Origin of the sequence: Streptomyces sp. NPDC056628, assembly GCF_042792555.1 — a bacterium.
Classification (GTDB): Bacteria; Actinomycetota; Actinomycetes; order Streptomycetales; family Streptomycetaceae; genus Streptomyces.
Window position 1 is genome coordinate 45732 of sequence record NZ_JBHTWG010000037.1, and the last position, 20785, is coordinate 66516.

General features: G+C 74.0%; 15 protein-coding genes. 4 read left to right on the top strand and 11 right to left on the bottom strand.

What is annotated here, in order from left to right:
• Nucleotides 1–4 precede the first annotated feature (4 nt).
• The 4 genes from ACFRAC_RS30735 to ACFRAC_RS30750 all read right to left on the bottom strand — a co-directional run bounded on the left by ACFRAC_RS30735 (nt 5) and on the right by ACFRAC_RS30750 (nt 5089).
• Entirely contained in the window at nt 5–1336 is a 1332-nt protein-coding gene (locus tag ACFRAC_RS30735; protein ID WP_382935396.1) for a PrsW family intramembrane metalloprotease, read from the bottom strand.
• Nucleotides 1337–1458: 122 nt separating this feature from the next.
• Entirely contained in the window at nt 1459–2307 is an 849-nt protein-coding gene (gene trmB, locus ACFRAC_RS30740) for a tRNA (guanosine(46)-N7)-methyltransferase TrmB (RefSeq protein ID WP_382935399.1), read from the bottom strand.
• A gap of 80 nt (nt 2308–2387) precedes the next feature.
• Nucleotides 2388–3596 (bottom strand): L-2-hydroxyglutarate oxidase, encoded by a 1209-nt coding sequence (gene lhgO, locus ACFRAC_RS30745; RefSeq protein WP_382935402.1) that lies wholly within the window; start codon nt 3594–3596, stop codon nt 2388–2390.
• Between the two features lie 68 nt (nt 3597–3664).
• Nucleotides 3665–5089 carry an MFS transporter gene (locus ACFRAC_RS30750; RefSeq protein ID WP_382935404.1) on the bottom strand — a complete coding sequence of 475 codons (1425 nt, stop codon included), beginning with the start codon at nt 5087–5089 and terminating at the stop codon, nt 3665–3667.
• A gap of 735 nt (nt 5090–5824) precedes the next feature.
• Here ACFRAC_RS30750 and ACFRAC_RS30755 point away from each other — a divergent pair.
• Nucleotides 5825–7912 carry an asparagine synthase-related protein gene (locus ACFRAC_RS30755; protein ID WP_382935405.1) on the top strand — a complete coding sequence of 696 codons (2088 nt, stop codon included), beginning with the start codon at nt 5825–5827 and terminating at the stop codon, nt 7910–7912.
• Between the two features lie 13 nt (nt 7913–7925).
• Here ACFRAC_RS30755 and ACFRAC_RS30760 read toward each other — a convergent pair whose 3' ends face one another.
• The 6 genes from ACFRAC_RS30760 to ACFRAC_RS30785 all read right to left on the bottom strand — a co-directional run bounded on the left by ACFRAC_RS30760 (nt 7926) and on the right by ACFRAC_RS30785 (nt 14766).
• Nucleotides 7926–9197 carry a hypothetical protein gene (locus tag ACFRAC_RS30760; RefSeq protein WP_382935408.1) on the bottom strand — a complete coding sequence of 424 codons (1272 nt, stop codon included), beginning with the start codon at nt 9195–9197 and terminating at the stop codon, nt 7926–7928.
• A complete protein-coding gene (locus ACFRAC_RS30765) occupies nt 9194–10408 on the bottom strand; it encodes a glycosyltransferase (protein ID WP_382935429.1) in 1215 nt (404 codons plus the stop codon). The genes ACFRAC_RS30760 and ACFRAC_RS30765 overlap by 4 nt, the downstream gene beginning before the upstream one ends.
• A 130-nt stretch (nt 10409–10538) precedes the next feature.
• Nucleotides 10539–11102, bottom strand: a complete 564-nt coding sequence (locus ACFRAC_RS30770) for a hypothetical protein (RefSeq protein ID WP_382935410.1) — start codon at nt 11100–11102, stop codon at nt 10539–10541.
• 8 nt (nt 11103–11110) lie between these two features.
• Complete coding sequence (locus tag ACFRAC_RS30775; protein ID WP_361348201.1) at nt 11111–11617, bottom strand: SigE family RNA polymerase sigma factor; 507 nt, start codon at nt 11615–11617, stop codon at nt 11111–11113.
• Nucleotides 11618–11738: 121 nt separating this feature from the next.
• A complete protein-coding gene (locus ACFRAC_RS30780; RefSeq protein ID WP_382935414.1) occupies nt 11739–13658 on the bottom strand; it encodes a sigma-70 family RNA polymerase sigma factor in 1920 nt (639 codons plus the stop codon).
• Nucleotides 13659–13992: 334 nt separating this feature from the next.
• A complete protein-coding gene (locus ACFRAC_RS30785; protein WP_382935417.1) occupies nt 13993–14766 on the bottom strand; it encodes a TetR/AcrR family transcriptional regulator in 774 nt (257 codons plus the stop codon).
• A gap of 385 nt (nt 14767–15151) precedes the next feature.
• Here ACFRAC_RS30785 and ACFRAC_RS30790 point away from each other — a divergent pair, with 385 nt between their 5' ends.
• Together ACFRAC_RS30790 and ACFRAC_RS30795 are read left to right on the top strand one after the other, a co-directional pair.
• On the top strand, nt 15152–16528 hold the full coding sequence (locus ACFRAC_RS30790; RefSeq protein WP_382935419.1) for an NAD(P)/FAD-dependent oxidoreductase: 1377 nt from the start codon (nt 15152–15154) through the stop codon (nt 16526–16528).
• 213 nt (nt 16529–16741) lie between these two features.
• The gene (locus ACFRAC_RS30795) at nt 16742–18394 is read left to right on the top strand and encodes a SpoIIE family protein phosphatase (RefSeq protein ID WP_382935422.1); all 1653 of its coding nucleotides are present in this window, start codon (nt 16742–16744) and stop codon (nt 18392–18394) included.
• Nucleotides 18395–18398: 4 nt separating this feature from the next.
• Here ACFRAC_RS30795 and ACFRAC_RS30800 read toward each other — a convergent pair whose 3' ends face one another.
• Entirely contained in the window at nt 18399–19664 is a 1266-nt protein-coding gene (locus ACFRAC_RS30800; RefSeq protein WP_382935432.1) for an MFS transporter, read from the bottom strand.
• A gap of 145 nt (nt 19665–19809) precedes the next feature.
• On the opposite strand from ACFRAC_RS30800, the gene ACFRAC_RS30805 reads away from it, so the two are divergent.
• Nucleotides 19810–20355, top strand: coding sequence for a MarR family transcriptional regulator (locus ACFRAC_RS30805; protein ID WP_361348215.1), 546 nt, complete (start codon nt 19810–19812; stop codon nt 20353–20355).
• Nucleotides 20356–20785: the final 430 nt, after the last annotated feature.

Consider the following 20785-nt stretch of genomic DNA (forward strand, 5'->3'; position numbering starts at 1 on the left):
GCCGTCAGACCTGGTAGGGGTTCCAGGTCGGGCCCGGTTGACCGGGGGCGTGCCCGTTGGGGGCATACGGCTGCGGCCACCGGTGGCCGGGCGCCTGGGCCGGGTACGCGGGGGCCGGCCAGGTGCGCGCCGTGAGCGCGTGTTCCAGGGCCGGGCGGGCCCACGCGCGGCGGCGCCACAGCTCGTTCAGCAGTTCGCCCTCCCGGATCACGAAGTCCGCGCCGGCCCGGCCCCGGCGGCCCCGGCGCCTCAGGAACGCCAGCGAGGTGGCGTACGCCTCGTACTGGGCCACCGCCCGGGCCGCGGGGCGTCCCCCGTGCCGGCGGGCGTACTGCCGGGCCACCCGGCGGTCCCGCATCGAGCCCAGCGCGAACGGCTCGGCGGGGGAGAGCCATCCGGCGACGGCGTAGGCGGGCAGCTCCTCGCGCACGGTCCGCAGCTCGCGGTACCGCGTCCACAGCACCAGCCAGACCAGCAGCCCGAACGCGGGCACCATGAAAGCCGCGTACACGGCGAGGAACCCGAGCTCGCCGAACGCCGACGAGCCGTTCCACAGGGCGTGCATACCCATCGCCAGCAGCAGCCCCGACAGCGGCAGGAGCACGCGCCGCACCCGCTGGCGCTCCCCGGACAGCGCGGCGGCGCCGAAGCCGATGCCGGTGAGCACGGTGAACAGGGGATGCGCGAAGGGCGACATGACGACGCGGACGAAGAAGGTCGCCGCGGTCACGGAGGCGATACCGCTGTCCCCGGACAGCTGGTCGGTGCCGAAGGCGGTGCCGAGGTAGAGGATGTTCTCGGTGAAGGCGAACCCGGTGGCGGTGACCCCGGCGATCACCACACCGTCCAGGAGCCCGCTGAAGTGCCGGCGGCGGAAGAGGAAGAGCAGCAGGACGGCCGCGGCCTTCGCCGTCTCCTCCACGACGGGGGCTATGACCGTCGCGCCCAGGGTGTCCGCGTGGGACGGGTCCGCGGTCGCGGTCGCTATCCACCTCGTGGCGAAGCTGTTCGCCACGATGGCTATGAGCGCCGCCGCGCAGGCGCCCCAGGCGAAGGAGAACACCAGGTTCCGCCAGGGGCCCGGCTCGACCCGGTCCAGCCAGCGGAAGGACGCGACGAGCAGCGGGACGGGCAGGACCGCGAGACCGAGCCCGACCAGGAAGCCCTCCGTGCCGGTCTGCTCGCGCACCAGGGCCAGGATGACGAGCCCGGAGAGTGCCAGCAGGGTGCTGAGCGCGGCGTAGGGCACCCAGCGCCGCTGCCACCAGTGCGCGTGCCGCAGCGCGCCACCGGTGGGGGCATGGGGATGCGTCGGGTGCAGGGGGCAGGTGGCCACGGCTTCGACCCTAACGAGACGGGGGCGCCGCCCGCAGCGGCGCGAGGGTGCCGGGGCGCCGGTGAGGGGCTGCTGTCGGGGGTGCTGCGGGTGTTCTCGCAGGTGCTGTCCGCCCGCCGCTCCTACCGCTGTACGCGGCGGAAGAGCAGGTCGTTCACCACATGACCCTTGTCCAGTCCCTGGCCCTCGAAACGGGTCAGCGGCCGGTGCGCGGGACGCGGCGCGAAACCGCCGTCGGGCCGTGTGTTCTCGAAGTCCGGATGGGCCGTCAGCACCTCGAGCATCTGCTCGGCGTACGGTTCCCAGTCGGTGGCGCAGTGCACCAGGGCGCCGGGCTTCAGCCGGGTCGCGGCGAGGTCCAGGAACGCGGGCTGGATGAGGCGCCGCTTGTGGTGCCGCTTCTTCGGCCAGGGGTCGGGGAAGTAGACGCGCAGCCCGTCGAGCGAGTCCGGTGCGAGCATCTCGCGCAGCAGGATGATGGCGTCGCCGTTGCCGACGCGGACGTTGCGCAGGCCGTGGTGCTCGGCGAGGTGGAGCAGGTTCCCCTGGCCAGGGGTGTGCACGTCGACGGCGAGGATGTCGGTGTCCGGGTCCGCCGCGGCCATCTGGGCGGTGGCCTCGCCCATCCCGAACCCGATCTCCAGTACGACCGGACGGTCGTCGCCGAACAGCTCGGGCAGGTCGATGACGCGCTGCCCGTCGATGTCCAGGCCCCACTGCGGCCACAGCCGCTGCAACGCGTCCGCCTGCCCGGTGGTGACCCGGCTGCGCCGGGGCTGGAAGCTGCGGATCCGCCGCTCGAAGTGCGATCCGGCCGGGTCGGGCTTGGGCCCGTCGGGGAACCGCGGCTCCCCCTTGGCCCGGCCGTGCCGGACGGGGGCACCGGGGGTGTGGGGGCCCTGCTCGCCGGAGGTGCCGGCGGCGGGGGCACCGGGTGGTGCGGCTTCGGGGGCGTTGCGGGAATCAGACACAGTGGCATCGATTTTACGTGGTCCCCGCCGCCGGTCCCCCGGGCCGCGGGCCCGGCCCGTACGGTCGGCGCAGGCCCGGCTCAGGCGGTCTCCAGCACCGCCAGCGCCCGGCGGGCCACCTCGCGTCCGATGGGCAGGGAGGCCGTCGCCGCCGGGCTCGGCGCGTTCAGCACATGGACCGCGCGCGGGCCCTCGCGGATCAGGAAGTCGTCCACCAGTGAGCCGTCCCGCAGGACCGCCTGGGCGCGGACCCCGGCCGCCGCCGGCACCAGGTCGCCGCCCTCCACGGCGGGCAGCAGCCGGCGCACCGCCTCCGTGAACGCCGCCTTGGACAGCGACCGGTGCAGCTCGCCCGCCCCGTACCGCCAGTGCCGCCGGGCCATGCGCCACGCCCCGGGCCAGGCCAGGGTCGTGCCGACCTCCCGGGGCCGTACGACGCCCCAGCGGTAGCCCTCGCGGGCCAGCGCGGGGACCGCGTTCGGGCCGATGTGCACGCCGTCGTCGATGCCGCGCGTGAGGTGCACGCCGAGGAACGGGAAGGCAGGGTCCGGCACCGGGTACACCAGGCCCCGCACCAGCTCGGGCCGCTTCAGCGTGTAGTACTCGCCCCGGAACGGCACGATCCGCGCCGCCGGGTCGTCCCCGGTCAGCCGGGCCACCTCGTCGCAGTGCAGCCCGGCGCAGTTCACCAGGACGCGGCCGCGCACGACGTCCCCGCGCGCGGTGCGCACGGCCACCCCCAGGGAGGGCCTGCGGTCGACACGCTCGACCCGCGCGCCGTAGCGGATCTCGGCGCCGGACGCCTCCGCCAGCCGGCGGGCCACCTCGGCGAAGTCGCAGACGCCGGTCGTCGGCACATGGAGGGCGGCCAGGCCCCGCACCTCGGGTTCGTGCTCCGCGATCTGCGCGGCGCCCAGCTCCCGCACCGCGATGCCGTTCTCCCGGCCGCGCTGGGCCAGGGCGTGCAGCCGGGGCAGCTCCTCGCGTCCGGTGGCGACGATCAGCTTGCCGGTCACGGCGTGCGCGACGCCGTACTCCGCGCAGAACTTGACCATCTCGGCGGCGCCACCCACCGCGTACCGGGCCTTGAGGGAGCCGGGGCGGTAGTAGACGCCGCTGTGGATCACCCCGCTGTTGCGTCCCGTCTGGTGGCGGGCGGGGCCGGGCTCCTTCTCCAGGACGATCACCCGGGTGCCCGGGGCGGCACGCGTGACCGCGTAGGCCGTGGCCAGCCCGACGATGCCGCCGCCGACCACGAGCACGTCACAGTCCAGAGCGAGCGCCCGCACCCGCACCACCTCCCGGTTCCGATAATGCCCTGCGCCACCGACAGCGCGGTCAAACCCGGGAGGCGCGCTCAGGCGGGTGTCATCAGCAGCGGGCGGGCCCGCTCCCGCAGCTCGACCACCCTCGGCTCGTCGCCGTACGGCTCCAGGCGGTGCAGCAGGTCCTTCACGTACTCGGTGGTGCGCGCGGACGATATCCGCCCGGCGACCTCCACCGCCCGCACCCCCTGCTCGCACGCCGCGTCGAGGTTGCCCGACTCCAGCTCGGCGACCGCCGACACGACGAGCCGCAGGCCGTGCGAGCGCACGAACTCCTCCGTCGGCTTCGACAGGGCCTGCTCGGTGAACCTGCGCACCTGGCGGGGCGCCTTCAGGTCCCGGTAGCACTCGGCGGCGTCCGCGCAGAAGCGGTCGTAGGAGTAGAAGCCGAGCCACGACGGGTCGTGGTCGCCCTCCCGGGAGCGCTCCAGCCAGCCCTCGGCCGACTTCAGGGCGGCGCCGGCCGCCTGCGCGTCGCCCGCGCGGGCGTGGGCGCGGGCCTCGACGAGGCGGAAGAAGCTCATGGTGCGGGCCGTGGCGAGGCCGCGGTTGCGCTCCAGGGCGGCCTGCGCGAGGTCGACGCCCTCGTCGCCGAAGCCCCGGTAGGTGGCCTGCAGGGACATCGACGCCAGCACGTAGCCGCCGAGGGGCACGTCGGCCGCCGCGCGGGCGAGCCGCAGCGCCTGGATGTAGTACCGCTGCGCGGCCTCCTGCTGACCGGTGTCGAAGGCCATCCAGCCCGCGAGGCGGGTGAGTTCGGCGGAGGCGCCGAACAGGGCGCGGCCCACCTCGTCGGAGTACGAGGCGAGCAGCAGGGGGGCCGCCTCGACCCGTAAGCACTCGGGCACCATGGACGAACGCCAGTCACCGCCGCCGTACTTGGAGTCCCACCGTCTGGCGTCCTCGGCCGCCTCGCGGAGCTTCTGCACATCGCTGTGGCCGACTTTGAGCGGTGCGCCGGAGCCCTCGGACGGGCCCACCTCGCGGGCGACCGACGAGTCGGCCGGTGTTATCAGCCACCGCGACGCGGGCGTCGCGTACGCGCTCACCGCGAAGGAGCCGGCCAGGGACTGCCAGATGCCGCCGGAGCCGGCGCGGCGCCCGGCCAGGTCGAGACGGTAGAGCTCCGTCGCCGACTTCACCGCCTGTCCTACGTCCCGGGGGAAGGCGAGGCCCACCTCCGGCGCCGGGTCGGCGTCCGCCAGGCCGATCTCGTGAAGCGGCACCGGGCGGCCGAGCTTCTGGCCGATCGCGGCGGCGATCAGGTGCGGCGCGGCGCCCTGCGGCACCATGCCCTTCGACACCCAGCGCGCCACCGACGTCTTGTCGTAGCGAAGTGTCAGTCCCCGCTGGGCGCCAAGGTCGTTGACGCGCCGCGCGAGGCCGGCGTTGCTGATTCCCGCGAGGGCGAGAACGGCGCCGAGTTTTTCGTTCGGCCCGCGTTGCTCCCTGGACATGCGCCACCCCTCGACACAGACGGCTGCCGCCCTGGCATAACCGTGCGGCATTCGTAAACCCAGCGTAGTTCGCCGCATCCCAAGCGTTAAGGGGCATTCTTCCGGATGGCGGGATTGTGGTCCGCACTCAAGTGCGCACCCCCTACGCACAGTTGTGCCGTGCTCCCGCTGTGTGGCCGTGCGCCCGCATGTGCGCTCTTCTCCGGCCACCGGGGGAGCGGTTCCATGGATCTCGCGTGGGTCGGCCCGCTGTACTGGATCCAGTGGGCTGGGGGATTCCGCCGCCTCCATCCCCGCGGGCGGTGGAACGGTCCGGGGGGCGCACTCCGTTCCCCGGACTGCGCGCGCGACGAGCACGGCGAGTAGTCCGCAGGGCTTGCACGGAGTGTGCGTAAGCCTGCCCCTACAGCGCCGATTTGGCCGAAAACCGACCCCACCTGGCACGGGTGATTTCCGCTCCCACCACGGTAGTTGAGGGCGCGAAAGGCGTTTTCGGGGAGCGTACCGGGGGCGCATTCAGGTCGCGGATGATGGCCGATCCGCCCCGGTCGTCCGCCCGATCGCCCAGCCTCGTACGGCAGTTGGGGTCGCACAAGACTCAGGCGGGGGCGCGGACGCGGGCGCATTCAACGACGTCGAGCGGCTCCGTCGCCGCTCCGGCGCGCCTCCTTCATGGCAGCATGGTGACCCGGTTCATACCGTGCACCTGGTTGTCCACAGCCTGTGGAGGCGTCGATGCGGTGGTTGGTGGGATGGAGCAGCACCGCCGCGGTGGCCGCCGGAATCGGCTCCGCCGGCGCCACCGGGCCGGACGGCGAGACCGTGCACCCGGTCGGCTCCCAGCTCCTGTGGGGCGACCCGGACCCGCTGTGGGCGGTCGGGGACTGGCGCCCCGACGAGGTGCGCGTGGTCAAGGCCGACGCACAGAACCGCATCGCCGTCCTCGGCACCTGCGGGGCCAGCGACGAGCAGCTGCGCCTCGGGCTGTTCGCCGCGCGCGGGGGCGCACTGCGCCATCTGACGGCCTGGCCCGGCAGCTACACCGCCGTCGTGCAGGTCGGCCGCCGGGTCACGGTGTGCGGCGACCTCGCGGGCGCCCGGCCCGTCTTCTACACCCCCTGGGCCGGTGGCACCGCCTACGCGACTGCCGCCCTGCCGCTCGCCGACCTCATCGAGGCCAACCTCGACTTCGGGCACCTGGCGGCGCTGCTCGCCGCCCCCGACGTACCGGCCGCGGTGCACGACTCCACGCCGTACGACGGCGTACGGCGCATCCCGCCCGGGCACGCGCTGATCCTGCGCGCCGGGGCGCGTGAGATCGCCGGGTACGAACCCGTCGCCTCGCTGGCGGTGGCGGCACCGTCGGCCGACCCCGACAGCGCGGTGGACGCCGTACGCGACGCGCTGGTGGACGCCGTACGCGCGCGTCTGTCCGCGCCCCGTCATGTGCCGGACATGGACCCGGGGCCGGTACCCGGAATGGGCCCGGCCGAGCGGCGCGCCGCGCGCGGGATGCCCGTCCCCGGCATCGGCGCCGACCTGTCCGGCGGGCCCGCCTCGGGCACCCTGGCCCTGCTCGCCGCCGGCCTGCCCGGTATGCCGGGAACCGTCCTGGGGCACGGCACCGGCGCGGGCGAGCGCCTGCTTGCGGTCACCTTCAACGACCTCGCCGTCGGCGGCCGCGAGGCCGAGCTGGAGCGGGCCGGGGCCCTGGCGGCCAACCCCCGCCTGCACCACGTGGTGGTGGCGGGCGGCGACGAGACCCTGCCCTACGCCGACCTGGACGGCCCGCTCACGGACGAGCCGGGGCCCAGCCTGGTGACGGCGGCACGGCACCGCGCCCGCCTGGCGTCCGGCAGCGCGGACCACTTCACCGGCTACGGCGCCCGGCAGGTCCTGGACGCCCACCCGGCCCGCCTGGCCGACCTGCTGATGGACCGCAAGCGCCGCCACCTGGTCCGCCCGGTCGCCGCGCTGACCAAGGCGGACGGCTCGGTGCTGGTCCCCGCGCGCGTGTACGGCGCGGCCCGCAAGCTCGCCCGCACCCCGTACCGCGCGGGCCTGGAGACCCTGGCCGCCCGGCTGATGGACCACCGCTTCGAGGAGCCGGGCGGCGCGGTGGGGGCCTCGCTCGCCGCGCTCACCTGGGCCAGACCCGGGCCGGCGGCCCGCTGGCTGACCGGGGAGGCACTGGCTGAAGTATCGGTTCGCCTGCAGACGGCGACGGGCCGCAACGGCGTCGGCCCCGGCCAGCGCCCCGGCGACTACCGCGCGCGGGCGGCCCTCGCCCGGCACGCCGCCGACATCCGCGTCCTCGAGCAGGCCGCCGAGATCCGCTCCCAGCGCCTGCACACCCCGTTCCTCGACAATCAGGTCGTCCGCGCCTGCCGGGCCCTGCCGGAGGCCCTACGCGTCCGGCCCGGCGCCCGCGCCGCGATCCTCCGCACGGTCCTGGAGGGCGCCGGCGTGGCCGACCTCCCGCCCGGCTGGGGCGCACCCTCGCACGCGCCGGCGGCGGTGGCGGCGCGGACCGGCCTCCGGGTGGCGTCCGAACCCCTGATGGACCTCTTCGGCAGCCCCCTGCTCGCCCAGGCGGGGCTGGTGGAGGCGCGGGTGGTCCGCAAGGCCCTGCGGTCCGCCGCCGAGGGCGAACCCCTCCCCCTGGACGGCCTGGCCGACCTGGTCTCCCTCGAACTGTGGCTGGGCCGCCTGCTGTCCCGCCGCGGCACCTGCTGGACGGGCACCCCGGCCCGCGCCCGCGCCGTACCGGAGGGCATCCGGCCCCAGCGCGGAGCCCTCGGGGCGGGCGCGGCGGGCCGGTAGGCGGCGGGCCCGGTCAGGGCACACCCAGCTCGAAGAGCACATAGCCCGCGTACGAGCCCGAGGCCACCGCGGCCAGACCGAGCAGCCCGCACAGCAACGGCATGCTCAGGGTGCGCAGTCTCACGGCGAGCGGCACGAACAGCGGGAACGCCGGGAGCAGATATCGGGAGACGTTCCCGAAGATCTGCTGGCTGCCGAGGACCAGGACGAAGGTCAGCACCGTGTAGACGACCAGCACGGACGGCGGGCGCAGCCGGATCAGCAGCGGGATCAGCGCCAGGCCCAGAAGGACCACCAGCACCCCGATCAGGTCCTCCACGGGGAACGGGAAGAGGTAGTCGCGCCGGCCCACCGCCACGGAGGCGAAGACGTCGAGGGTCTGCTCGCCGAAGTCGAAGGAGTGGGCCCAGGCGCCCTTCTGCAGCGCGAAGTAGCCGTCGAGCCGGCCCGTCCGGTCGCCTACGTACAGCAGATAGCCGGCCAGCCCGAGCGGGGCCACCAGGATCGCGGTGAGCGGGCGGGCCACGTCCCCGTCGTGGCGGCGGTGCAGCGCCCGCAGCGCGGCCACGGTGAGCGCGGCGATCAGGGCCACCGAGGTGGGGCGGCTCAGTCCTGCGGTGAAGGTGAGGACGCCCGCGATGAGCCAGCGGTCGTTCATCACCGCGTGGCACACCCACACGGCGAGAGCGACGTACAGGGACTCCGAGTACCCCGACCACTCCGTGCCCGAGCCGGGCCACACGGCCCACAGGCCGGCGGCGGCGAGCCCGGCGCGGTGGCCGCCGAAGCGGGCGGCGACGGCGTGGACGCCCAGGGCCGCGACGAACGAGCAGACGATCGAGACCAGCAGGCCCGCGCCGTACAGGCCGAGGCCGGTGATGTCGGAGACCAGCCGCATCGTGGCCGGGTAGAGCGGGAAGAACGCCGCGGAGTTGCCCTCCAGGGTGATCAGCCCGGTGGCGTCGGGGATGCGCACCAGCGCCGGGTCGTACCCGTGTGCGGCGATCTGCTGGTACCACCAGCCGTCCCAGCTGGCCAGGACGTCCCAGGCGTGGGCGCCGCCGCCGAAGCGGGGGTGCTTGCGCCGGAAGTCGCCCGACGAGTCCAGCAGGTGCAGGAAGACCAGGAAGCCGGTGAGCTTCAGGGCGCCGTACAGGAGGATGACCGGCAGGTGCGCGCGGGCGAGCTCCCCGGCCCGGCGCCGTACGTCGTCGAGGCGGTCCCGGCCGGTGCGGGCGGACGGGGCGGTGGCGGGGCGGACGACAGGGCTCAGGGTGCCGTTCATGCCCGCGCCCCCGTGCCGCGCCGGCCCGCGCGGAACACCCAGGCGCGCAGCAGCAGGAAGCGCAGCAGGGTCGCGGCCAGATTGGCGGCGACGAGCACGACGAGCTCCGTGAGATGGGCGGCGTCCGGTGCGAGGCGGTGCAGGACGGCCAGTGAACCGCTGGTCAGGGCCAGGCCGACCAGGAACACCAGCAGTCCCTTGGCCTGGTGGCGCAGCGCGCTGCCCCGGCCGCGCACGCCGAACGTCAGCCGCCGGTTCGCGGCCGTGTTGGCGAGCGCGCACACCAGCAGGGCGAGCGCGTTGGCCGCCTGCGGCCCCGCCGCCGGGCGCAGCAGCGCGTACAGCAGGACATAGCCCAGGGTGCTGACGGCCCCCACGGCGCCGAAGCGCAGCAACTGCCCCGCCAGGCCGTCGGGCTGCCCGTCGTCCCGCCGGCGCAGCCGGGCCGTGGGCAGGGTGCCCCGGGCCAGCGCCGCGCCGATCCGGGCGATGCCGCGCAGGTCGGCCAGTGCCGTGGCCCAGAGGTCGACGCGGCTGTCGGGGTCGTCGACCCAGTCCACCGGCACCTCGTGGATGCGCAGCCCCGCCCGCTCGGCGATCACCAGCATCTCGGTGTCGAAGAACCACCCCGAGTCCTGCACCAACGGCAGCAGCCGTTCGGCCACGTCCCGCCGCACCGCCTTGAACCCGCACTGCGCGTCGCTGAAGCCCACCGCCAGGGTCGAGCGCAACAGGACGTTGTAGCACCGGGAGATCACCTCCCGGCGGGGGCCGCGCACCACGCGCGAGCCGCGCGCGAGCCGGGTCCCGATCGCGATGTCGGAGTGCCCGGAGATCAGCGGGGCGACCAGCGGCAGCAGCGCGGCGAGATCCGTCGACAGGTCCACGTCCAGATACGCCAGGACCGGCGCCCGGGAACGGGACCACGCCGTGTGCAGCGCCCGGCCGCGCCCCTTCCCGGCGAGCCGCAGCCACTCCGTCTCCGGGAGTTCCGCGGCCAGCCGGGCGGCTATCGCCGGGGTCGCGTCCGTGCTGGCGTTGTCCGCGACGGTGATCCGGAACGGGTACGGGAAGGTCTCGCGCAGATGGGCGTGCAGCCGCCGCACACTGCGCTCCAGGTCCGCCTGCTCGTTGTGGACCGGGACGACCACGTCCAGGACCGGCTCGCGCTGGTCCGCCGCGAGCGGCGTACGGAGCGGCAGATGATCCATCAGGTTTGTCACGTTCCATCCAGGTTCGTTCTCTGGCGCAGGGCATGCCGAAGACGCGTGGGGCGTCACGGTGGTGACCTGCCGCGGGTGAGGTGGTCAGGGTCGGGAGGAGCCCGGTCGGCGGGGGCGGCTAGGAGGACTCCTCCGAGGCCGGTGCGGAGACCTCCGTGTACGAGGGGAGGCCGTCCGGGGTGTTCGTGGGCGGGCTGGTGTCCCGGTCCGGCGGGCGCTCGGTCGTCGTGTCCGCGTCCGACCCGGCCTCGGTCTCCGTCCCGTCCCCGCTCCGGTTCTCGGTCCTGGTCGGGTCGGCGGTCGGGGACTCCCGGCCGGCCGTCGGAGCGGTGGCCGACGGCGAGGAGGTGCCGGCGGGCCCGGTCGGCGACTCCGACGGCGACTCGCTGGGGTCCGGGAGCTCCGGCGAGGGCGTGGGGCCCGGGGAGGCAGGGGCCGTCGCCGGACGCGGGAACGGGCCCTGCGGGCGTCCGTCACCCCGGTCGTGGGGCAGGGCGAAGGAGGCGAAGCCGATACCGATGCCGACGACGGCCAGCACCGAGCCGGCGGCCCGCTTCACCGCCCGGACGCGCCGGTGGGTCCGCACCCCGGCGTGCAGCCGTGTCCGGTGCTCCGGCTCGAAGGGGATGTACTCCCGGGAGTCGCGCATCATCCGCGCCAGCTCCCGCTCGAAGTGGTCCATCGGCTTCTTCACCCCACCGGCTCGATCACGTCGGACAGGAGGCGGCGCAGCCGTGCCACGCCCCGCGAGGCGTGGGACCGCGCGGTGCCCACCGGGCACCCCAGCACCTCGGCCACCTGCCGTTCCGACAGGTCCTGGTAGTACCGCAGCACCACCGCGGCACGCTGCCGCGGCGGCAGCTGGGCCAGCGCGGCCTCCAGCCGGGAGCGCTCCACCACGGCGGCGGACACGTCCCCGGCCCCGGGCAGGTCGGGCAACTGCTCGACCGGCCGCTCCCCCCACCAGCGCCGCCGGGCCGACCGGGCCGCCGCGCGCACCAGCACTTTCCGTACGTACGCCTCCGGCGCCTCCTCCGCGATCCGGGGCCAGACGAACCACAGCTTGACCATCGCGTCCTGGAGCAGGTCCTCGGCCCGGTGCCGATCGCCACCCACGAGGAGACGGGACAGGTGGAACAACGCCGACCAGCGAGCTGCCACGAACCCGTCGAACCCTTCGGCCCGACTCTGCTCCACGCCCACCGTCCCCTGTCGCCACCGGCCCCCTACATCCAGGGAAAGACACTGGGCATCGCGAAACGATGCACCGTGTGCGTGTGATCCGGGTTACATCGTGTGGGGACGTTCCCGAACGGCGTCAGGAACAGCGGAACTTCGAGTCCGCCCAGTCCGCGAGCAGCAGCGTGTCGAAGGTGCTGTGCGGCTCCACGTCGAGCTGCACGGTCCGGCGCCCGGTGAGGTCCACATGGACGGGCACCGCGGCGTCACCCGCCTTCACCGTGCCGGAGTTCCACAGCCGGACCCCGTCGGCGCGCACCGAGAAGGTGAACCCGCCGAGCCCCAGCGTCGAGTCGTCGACGCCGACGCGCGCCTCGTAGGCGCCGCACCGCCGGTTGAGGTCGATGGTGACGGAGGACCGGCCGTGCACGGTCACCCCGTGCGCGTAGCGCCGGCCCGCGATCGACAGGCCCTGGCGCTGCCACACCCAACTGCTCCCGGCCAGCCGCATCTCGGGCCCGGTGCCGTCGCCGGTGAGGTCGTACGCGAGCTCGTCCCACCGGTACTCGACCGGGGCCGGCGGCGGAGGGGGCGTGGGGGTGGGCGCCGGGGTGGTCGGCGCCGGGGTCCGCGGCGGACCGGGTGACGGGGTCGGGCTGGGCCTGCGCGTCGGCGTGGGGGTGGGCGTGGGCGACGGGATCGGCTTTGGCTTCGGCTTCGGCGCGGTCCTGGGCGCGGGAGCCATCGGCGGGGGCGCGGGGCTCTCGGACCGCGGAGGCCGCGGGGCCGGCGGCTCCTCGACGACGGGGGAGGGCACCGGCGGCTGCTTGGCGTCCGTCTTCTCGGCGGGCTTGTCCTGCCCGACCAGGGCGAACACGATCGCCGCCGCCACGCCCACGGCCACGACTCCGGCCGCGATACCGGCCTTCAACGGGGCGCCCAGCCCTTCGGACGCGGCGCCGCCTCCACCCGCGCCGCCGGACGACCCACCGCCGCCCACCGCCGCGGCTCCCGCGGCACCGGCGGCGCCCGCTCCGGCGCCCCCGGCGACGAGCCCGGCCACCTTGGCGTACCCGGCGGCACCGAACCAGCCGATGACCGCGACCGGGACGACCGCCGGGATACCACCGGCGACCTCCTTGATCTGGCCCGCGGCCACCCGGCACCGGGCGCACTCGTCCAGGTGCTTGCGCAGGCCGCGTTCCGCCCGGGTGCGCAGGCTGCCGCGGGCGAACGCGCCGAGCCGGTCGGCGTAGCGGGCGCACTCCCCGTCCTGGGCGAGGCTGGCGCTGACATGGGCCTGCAGGTAGGCCTGCTTGAGCCCCTCACGCGCCCGACTGGCGAGCACGCGTGTGCCGTTGGCGTCGAGCCCGAACAGCGTGGCGACCTCGCTCGGCGACTCGTCCTCGACCTCGGTGTGCCACAGCACCGCCTGCCAGCGCTCGGGCAGCGACCGGAACGCCTGCATGGCCAGGGACTGCTCGGCCTCGTGCATGGCCCGCACGTCCGCGCCGAGGTCGAGGGTGTCGTCGTCGGACAGCTCGGCGGCCCGCGCCGACTGCGCCGCGAACACGGCGAAGTCGTCGACGAGTTGTTCCCGGCGCGCCGACCGCGTCCAGTCCGCGGCGGCCCGCCGGATCGAGGTGAGCAGATAGGCGCGTACGGCGTGTACGGGACCGGAGCCGGACCGCACCGCTTGGAGCATCCGGGCGAACACCTCGGCCGTCAGGTCGTCCGCGGTGTGCGCGTCACGGCAGCAGGTGCGCGCGTACCGGCGTACGGCCTGCGCGTGGCGCCGGTACAGCTCCTCGTAGGCGCTGTCGTCGCCGGCCCGCATCCGGCCGATCAGGTCGACGTCCGAGGGCGGCGGCATGTGCGGAGGCGGGGTGCTGTCCTCGCGCCGGTCGCGCTGCGCCGGGACGTTGCCCTCCGCGCGCGGTGCGCGGTCGTCCGGGACGTCACCGTGCGGCGGGACGTCCGGCCGGCCGCCCTGACTCGGCACCTGTGGGGTCGCCGCGTCGCCGTCGTCCCGCGACTCGTCCCACCCGTCAACGCTCATCGCGGAAAGCCCCCGCTGCCAGCTCCACCAGTCCCGGACACCGGGTCAGGGTGCCACATCAGGTTTTGCTCGGAACTGACGCGGACGGACATCCACCCGTCCGTGGGGACTGTCCGCGATACGGCATGAACATGCCCCGTATCGGGGAATACTCAACGACCGCTGTCTGCCGGTTAGTTGAGGGGGCGGCCCGGAACGCCCCGGTGTCTCCGCGACCGTGTTCGAGGGAGGCGGTGGGTCGGAACCCCCCGACACGTCCACCCTTTCGGGGGCGCGGCGTCCGGCGGTCAGGGTGACCGCCGGACCAGCGTGCCCCGCATGCCGGGGCGCCGGATCAGCCCTGCGGCCGCGACCGCAGACCCTCCAGCAGGATGTCGAGAAGCCGCGCCGAGGCCGCCGCCTGCTGGGCCGCGTCCGGCAGGGAGGGCGCGGCCGTCGCTATCACCAGCAGGACGTCCGACACGGACACGTCCGGCCGCAGCTCGCCCGCCGCACGCGCCCGCTCCACGAGCTGGCCCACCACGTCGAGCAGCGCCGCCGCACCGGCGTCGTCCACCGGGTCCGCCGCCACGGCCGGAGCCGGCTCGGACACCAGCCGCAGCTCACCCGTGCCCGGCTGCACCCGCTGCTGCGGCACCCGCGCCTCGTCGGAGGCGCCCTCGTCGGCGACTCCGACCCGCAGGACCTGCGGCGGCAGCAGCCGGCCCGCGCCGGACGCCACCGACGTCCGCAGGAAGCGCGACAGCGCCGACCACGGCTCGTCCTCCTGGCCGAGCGCGGCACGCGCCTGGTCGGTCAGCCGCGAGGTCTCCTCCTCGGCTATCCGCCGCACCAGGACGTCCTTGCTCGGGAAGCGGCGGTACACCGTCCCCACGCCGACCCGCGCCCGGCGGGCCACGTCCTCCATCGGCGCGCCGTAGCCCAGCTCGCCGAAGACCTCACGCGCCGCACGCAGCACGTGCTCCAGATTGCGCTGCGCGTCCACGCGCAGCGGCGTCGTACGCGACGACTCCCCGCGTCCGGCACTCGCGCCCATGGCGGAGCCCATCGCCCCACCCGCCGGCGCGATGGCGGCCGCGGAAGCCCATCGAGAATCCTGAACATGCATAGGTGATCCCCCGGTAATGACGTCTCCCCCCGGAGACACTCCCCGTCATTGCTAGCCGGAGCGTCGCGGAACAAGCCCGGGACAACGAGCCCGTCCCGTGTGTCTCACGGACCCGATGAGCGCATCCCCCTGCACCCCGTCGACACACGAACATAGTTGAGAGGGGGTCAATTCAGAAGGGGCACGTTCCGCACGGAGCGCCCCTCGATCGGAGCACGGGTCGTTTACGTCCCGATTCCGCCACCCGCACACCCCCGGCGCACCCCATCTGACCTGCATACTTTTGTAACACTCCGGCAATTCGGCCAAATCGCGGTGGCGTCGGCGACCGGTCATACAAATCGTCGAGGCTGTGGACAAACGCAAGCGACGGGTGCGTCATGGGATGGTGAAGGAACGCGCGCGCATTCTCGTTGTCGGCGGCGGCTACGTCGGGATGTACACGGCCCTGCGCCTCCAGCGCCGCCTCAGACGGGAACTGGCCCGGGGCGAGGCCGAGATCCGGGTCGTCACACCCGACCCGTACATGACGTACCAGCCGTTCCTCCCCGAGGCGGCGGCCGGCTCCATCTCGCCGCGGCACGTCGTCGTCCCGCTGCGCGCCGTCCTCCCGGGGTGCCGGATCGTCCTCGGCGAGGTCACCGCCGTCGACCACGCCGCCCGCACCGCCACCGTGACCACACTCGCCTCCGAGGGGCACGCGGGCAGCGAGCACCTCGCCTACGACGAACTGGTCCTCGCCCCCGGCTCGATCGCGCGCACCCTGCCCGTCCCCGGCCTCGCCGACCACGGCATCGGCTTCAAGACCGTCGAAGAGGCCATCGGTCTGCGCAACCACGTCATCGAGCAGATGGACATCGCCTCCTCCACCCGCGACCCCGAGGTCCGCGACGCCGCCCTCACCTTCGTCTTCGTCGGCGGCGGCTACGCCGGCGTCGAGGCACTCGGCGAACTGGAGGACATGGCCCGCTACGCCACGCGGTACTACCACAACGTCCGGCCCGAGGACATGCGGTGGATCCTCGTCGAGGCCTCCGACCGGATCCTCCCCGAGGTCGGCGCCGACATGGGCCGCTACACCGTCTCCGAACTGCGCCGCCGCAACATCGACGTACGGCTGCACACCCGCCTGGAGTCCTGCGCGGACCGCGTCGCCGTCCTCGACGACGGCTCCCGCTTCCCCACCCGCACCGTCGTGTGGACGGCCGGCGTCAGACCCCACCCCGTCCTCGCCGCCACCGACCTGCCCCTCGACGGGCGCGGCAGGCTGAAGTGCACCGCGGAACTCACGGTCGAGGGCACCGCCCACGCGTGGGCCGCCGGAGACGCCGCCTCCGTCCCCGACGTCACCGCCCGCGAACCCGGCACCCTGTGCGCGCCCAACGCCCAGCACGCCCTGCGCCAGGCCAGAGTGCTCGGCGACAACATCGTCCACACCCTGCGCGGCGAGCCCCTGGAGACGTACGCGCACGCGTACGCGGGCTCCGTCGCCTCCCTCGGCTTCCACCAGGGCGTCGCCCAGGTCTACGGCCGCAGGCTCAAGGGCTACCCGGCCTGGCTCATGCACCGCGTCTACCACCTCAGCCGGGTGCCGACCGTCAACCGCAAGGCCCGCGTCCTCGCCGAATGGACGCTCTCCGGTCTCTTCAAGAGGGAGATCGTCTCGCTCGGTTCACTCGAACATCCGCGGGCCGAGTTCGAACTCGCGGCCGGTGGAAAGCATCCACACAGGCCCGAGGACGACCCGAAGGGGTCGTCCTGACCGGACCCAGGAACTCCCCGGCCGGGGCAGGCGTCTGACGGGTGTCGGCCGGGACGGCCGCCCTGCCAGACTGACCCCCGACCGATCCCGGACGACGACCGACCTTTCACCCACCAGGCCCGACCACAGTGCTGCGACCCCGGGGTGCCGCCGCACCTCGGACCCCCGTCGGGTCCTGAGCCGGCCGAAGACGACGACACGAGGCAAGGATTCGTGAACTTCACGCGCTGGAGCGCCCGGCTCCCCGGAACGCAGCGTCGCGCCGCAGCGCGGACGGAACCCGCGGCGGCCTTCGCCCAGGACCGTCCGGGAGACGGCCCCGGAGCCGTCCCCACGGCCCGCGTCGAGCAGCTCACCGACGGGGACCGCCCGATCCCCGCCCTGGACGAGCTGCCGGCCCGTGAGGTCCTCGACCGCGTCCCCGCCCTGGTCGCCCTCGTCCACGGCCCCGACCACCGCCTCGCCTACGTCAACGACGCGTACGCCGCCGCCTTCGGCCCCCGCCTCACCGGCGAACCCGCGCGCGCGGCCCTGCCCGAACTGACCGAGCTGGGCCTGTTCCCGCTCCTCGACCAGGTCCTGCGCAGCGGCCGCCCCCGCACCCTGAAGTCCCGCAAGGCCACCGACGGCCGCTCCTACACGTTCACCTGCACACCGGTCACCGAGGGCGAGGCCGGCGTCCTCGTCTTCGCCACGGACGTCACCGACCACGCCGAGGCCGCCGAGCGCCTGCGCGCCAGCGAACGCCGCCAGCGCGAGACGGCCGTCACCCTCCAGCGCTCCCTGCTCCCGCAGGAGCTCGAAGAGCCCGACGACCTGCGCATCGCCGCCACCTACCACCCCGGCGGCACCGAGGCCGCGGTCGGCGGCGACTGGTACGACGTCATCACCCTCGGCGGCGGCCGCACCGCCCTGGTGATCGGCGACGTCATGGGCAGAGGCGTCCGCGCGGCGGCCGTGATGGGCCAGCTCCGGACGGCCGTGCGGGCGTACGCCCGTCTCGACCTCCCCCCGCACGAGGTACTCCAGCTGCTGGACGGCCTCGCCATGGAGATCGACGCGAACCAGATCGCCACCTGCGTCTACGCCATCCACGACCCCAACGAGGGCCGTCTGGTGTACGCGTCCGCCGGGCACCTGCCGATCCTCGTCCGCGACGAGCACGGCGCGGTCCAGCGCGCCGACGAACCCACCGGGCCGCCCCTCGGCACCGGCGGCTGGATGCACGCGTCCGGCTCGATCGCCCTCAGCCCCGGCTCCACCGCCGTCCTCTACACCGACGGCCTGGTCGAACGCCGGGACAAGGACCTGGACGAGGGCATCGCGTCCCTGGAGCGAGCCCTCGCCGGCGCCACCGGCACCCCGCAGGTCGTCTGCGACCGCCTGGTGCGCTCCGCAGGCGTCACCGCGGACCACGACGACGACGTCGCCGTCCTCGTCCTCCAGCACCCGGCCCGCACCGGCCCCGACCACGAGCTCTTCCGCAACGCCGCGCTGGAACTGCTCGGCGGCGTCGAGGCGGCCCCCCGCGCGCGTGCCTTCGCCTCCGGCGTGCTGACCAGCTGGCGCTTCCCGCCGGACCTGCACGACCACGGCGTCCTGGCCACCAGCGAACTCGTCGCGAACTCCCTGCAGCACGGCACCCCGCCCATGCGCCTGCGCCTGCGCCGCACCGACCGCCGCCTGATCATCGAGGTCACCGACGGCGACGACCACCTGCCGCGCCGCCGCCGCGCCGAACCGGTCGACGAGTCGGGCCGGGGCATCGCCATCGTCGCCAGCATCGCCTCGGCCTGGGGCTCCCGGCGCACCCCCGGCGGCGGCAAGGCCGTGTGGTGCGAGTTCGTCCTGCCCCAGGCCCGCTAGGGCATCACGCGTGCGCCGACTGACCGGCCGGTGAGGCGGCCCCCTGGGCCACGACCCGGCTGCGGTGCAGCCACGGCTGGTCCTGCGCGACGGTCAGCTGCCGGCCCAGCCGCAGCGCGAGCCAGGTGACCCCCAGCGAGAACAGCAGGAACGTCACCACGTACGGCCCGTGCAGCGACGCCCCCATCGGCCCGCCCACGGCCGGCCCCACCGCCAGCGCCAGCTGCTTGACCAGGGCGAACGCCGAGTTGTACTGGCCGGCCAGACCCGTCGGCGCCAGATCCGCGACAAGAGGGGCGATGGTCGGCGACAGCATCGCCTCACCGAGCCCGAACAGCGCGTAGGTGGAGATGAACGCGGCGGTGGCCATCTCCTTGCTGCCGTTCCCGAGGCCCGCGTACGCCGCCGCGACCCACGCGACGGCCCAGATCAGCCCGACCGCGGCGATGACCCGCGTCCGCCGGCCGCGCTCGACGAACCGCAGGACCGCGAACTGCGCCACCACGATCATCGCGGTGTTCGCCGCCAGTGCGGTGCCCAGCGCCGAGGTGGACACCCCGACCGCCTCCACGCCGTAGGCGCTGAGCCCCGACTCGAACTGCCCGTAGCAGGCGAAGAACAGCACGAACCCCAGCACGCACAGCTGCACCATCTGCCGGTGCCGCAGCATCTGCTTCCAGCCGCCCTTGGCCGTACGGCCGTCCGGCGCACCGCCGACCTGCGGCGCGCGCGGCATCCGCACGGTAGCCATCACCACCACGAGCGCCAGGAACATCACGGCCTCGATGGCGAACAGCAGGGTGAACGAGGAGACGCTCGTCGTGTCGACGAGGTGCCCGCCGATCAGTCCGCCGACCCCGAGCCCGAGGTTCTGGAGGAAGAACTGCGTCGCGAACGCGCGCGACCGGGTGTCCGCCGTGGAGCAGTCCACGATCATCGTGGCGAGCGCCGGCTGCATCACGGCCTGCCCGGCGCCGAGCACGGCCGACGCCAGCAGCACGGTCGCCGCGCTCCCCGCGAGCCCGAGGCCCAGCGCTCCCACGGCGGCGGCGATCAAAGCGACGAGCAGCACCGGCAGCGGGCCGCGCCGGACGATCGCGCGCCCGGCGAACGGCAGCACGACCAGCGCGGCCACGGCGAAGACGGCGAGGACCAGCCCCGCCGTCATGGCACCCAGCCCCCGCACCTGCGCCACATAGACGTACAGGTAGGGGACGGTGAAACCGAGCCCGAACGCGCTGAGTGCGTTGCCCACGTGGATCCGGCGCATCGCGGCGCCCATCGCCCTGGTCACGTTCACCTCACTCCTGGCAGACCCTTCATGCAGGCCTGAAGACTTCAAAGCTAAAGTTCGAAGGTAAACAGTACATGTTTAAGGACTTCAACGCGAAGCAGGGGCGTGTCATACTCGGCCCATGGGCGACCCCGACATCGGCGAACCGACGCTCGAAGAGCAGATCGCCGCCTATCAGCGCGAGTTCCAGGCCCTGGACCCCCAGGTCGAGAAGATCGTCTCGGCGCTGTCCCGGCTGAACCGGCGCATGAACGTCGCCTACGGACGCCAGACCGCGGCCCTGGGGATCAGCAACACCGACTGGGAGGTCCTCAAGGCCCTCGTCCTCTCCGGTGCCCCGTACCGGATGGGTCCCGGAGAGCTCGCCAAGCGCCTCGGCCTCACGCCGGCGGCGATGACCCACCGGATCGACCGCATGGTCACCGAGGGGCTGGTCACCCGGGAGCGCGACGAGGCCAACCGCGTCCGTGTCATCGTCGAGCTGACCGCGGAGGGGCGCGGGAAGTGGCTGGAGGCGATGCGCCTCGCGTCCGTCTTCGAGGAGGACCTCCTCCAGGACCTCTCTCCCGAGGAGCGCGCGACCCTGGGTGAAGCCCTGACGCGCCTGCTCCGCCGCGTCGAGGACGCCCAGCCCGACGCGGGCGGACGTCTCACCGACCTGGACTGACGAGGGCACCGCCCCGGCTATAAAAGATCTTGACAGGCGGTGGTTGACATCGCCCTGCCCGATCCGTAGAGTTCTTCGGGTTGCCGCCGAGCCGTAACGGTTCTGCGATGACACCTCCCGCCGCGACAGCGGCATCAAACCACCAGCACGACCTCCCTGACGGGTTGCTTTCGGCGTGCCCGAATTCAATTCGAATAAGGGGCCGGCACCCCGATTGGGAATCGCCGGAAGGATCCGCTAAGGTTTGAGACGTCGGAACGGCCCAACGGCCGGGAGGACGAACCCCGCTGACTGGGGATCAGGTCGGAAAAGGATCTGATAAAGTCGGAACCGCTGGAAAGGGAAACGCGGAAGCGGGAACCTGGAAAGCACCGAGGAAATCGGATCGGAAAGATCTGATAGAGTCGGAAACGCAAGACCGAAGGGAAGC

What these genes read in the sequence shown, in the direction of transcription:
- ACFRAC_RS30750 (WP_382935404.1), bottom strand. Translation starts at nt 5,089, where the DNA reads ATGTCCAGGGAGCAACGCGGGCCGAACGAAAAACTCGGCGCCGTTCTC.
- ACFRAC_RS30755 (WP_382935405.1), top strand. Translation starts at nt 5,825, where the DNA reads ATGCGGTGGTTGGTGGGATGGAGCAGCACCGCCGCGGTGGCCGCCGGA.
- ACFRAC_RS30760 (WP_382935408.1), bottom strand. Translation starts at nt 9,197, where the DNA reads ATGAACGGCACCCTGAGCCCTGTCGTCCGCCCCGCCACCGCCCCGTCC.
- ACFRAC_RS30765 (WP_382935429.1), bottom strand. Translation starts at nt 10,408, where the DNA reads ATGGATCATCTGCCGCTCCGTACGCCGCTCGCGGCGGACCAGCGCGAG.
- ACFRAC_RS30770 (WP_382935410.1), bottom strand. Translation starts at nt 11,102, where the DNA reads ATGGACCACTTCGAGCGGGAGCTGGCGCGGATGATGCGCGACTCCCGG.
- ACFRAC_RS30780 (WP_382935414.1), bottom strand. Translation starts at nt 13,658, where the DNA reads ATGAGCGTTGACGGGTGGGACGAGTCGCGGGACGACGGCGACGCGGCG.
- ACFRAC_RS30785 (WP_382935417.1), bottom strand. Translation starts at nt 14,766, where the DNA reads ATGCATGTTCAGGATTCTCGATGGGCTTCCGCGGCCGCCATCGCGCCG.
- ACFRAC_RS30790 (WP_382935419.1), top strand. Translation starts at nt 15,152, where the DNA reads ATGGTGAAGGAACGCGCGCGCATTCTCGTTGTCGGCGGCGGCTACGTC.
- ACFRAC_RS30800 (WP_382935432.1), bottom strand. Translation starts at nt 19,664, where the DNA reads ATGCGCCGGATCCACGTGGGCAACGCACTCAGCGCGTTCGGGCTCGGT.
- ACFRAC_RS30805 (WP_361348215.1), top strand. Translation starts at nt 19,810, where the DNA reads ATGGGCGACCCCGACATCGGCGAACCGACGCTCGAAGAGCAGATCGCC.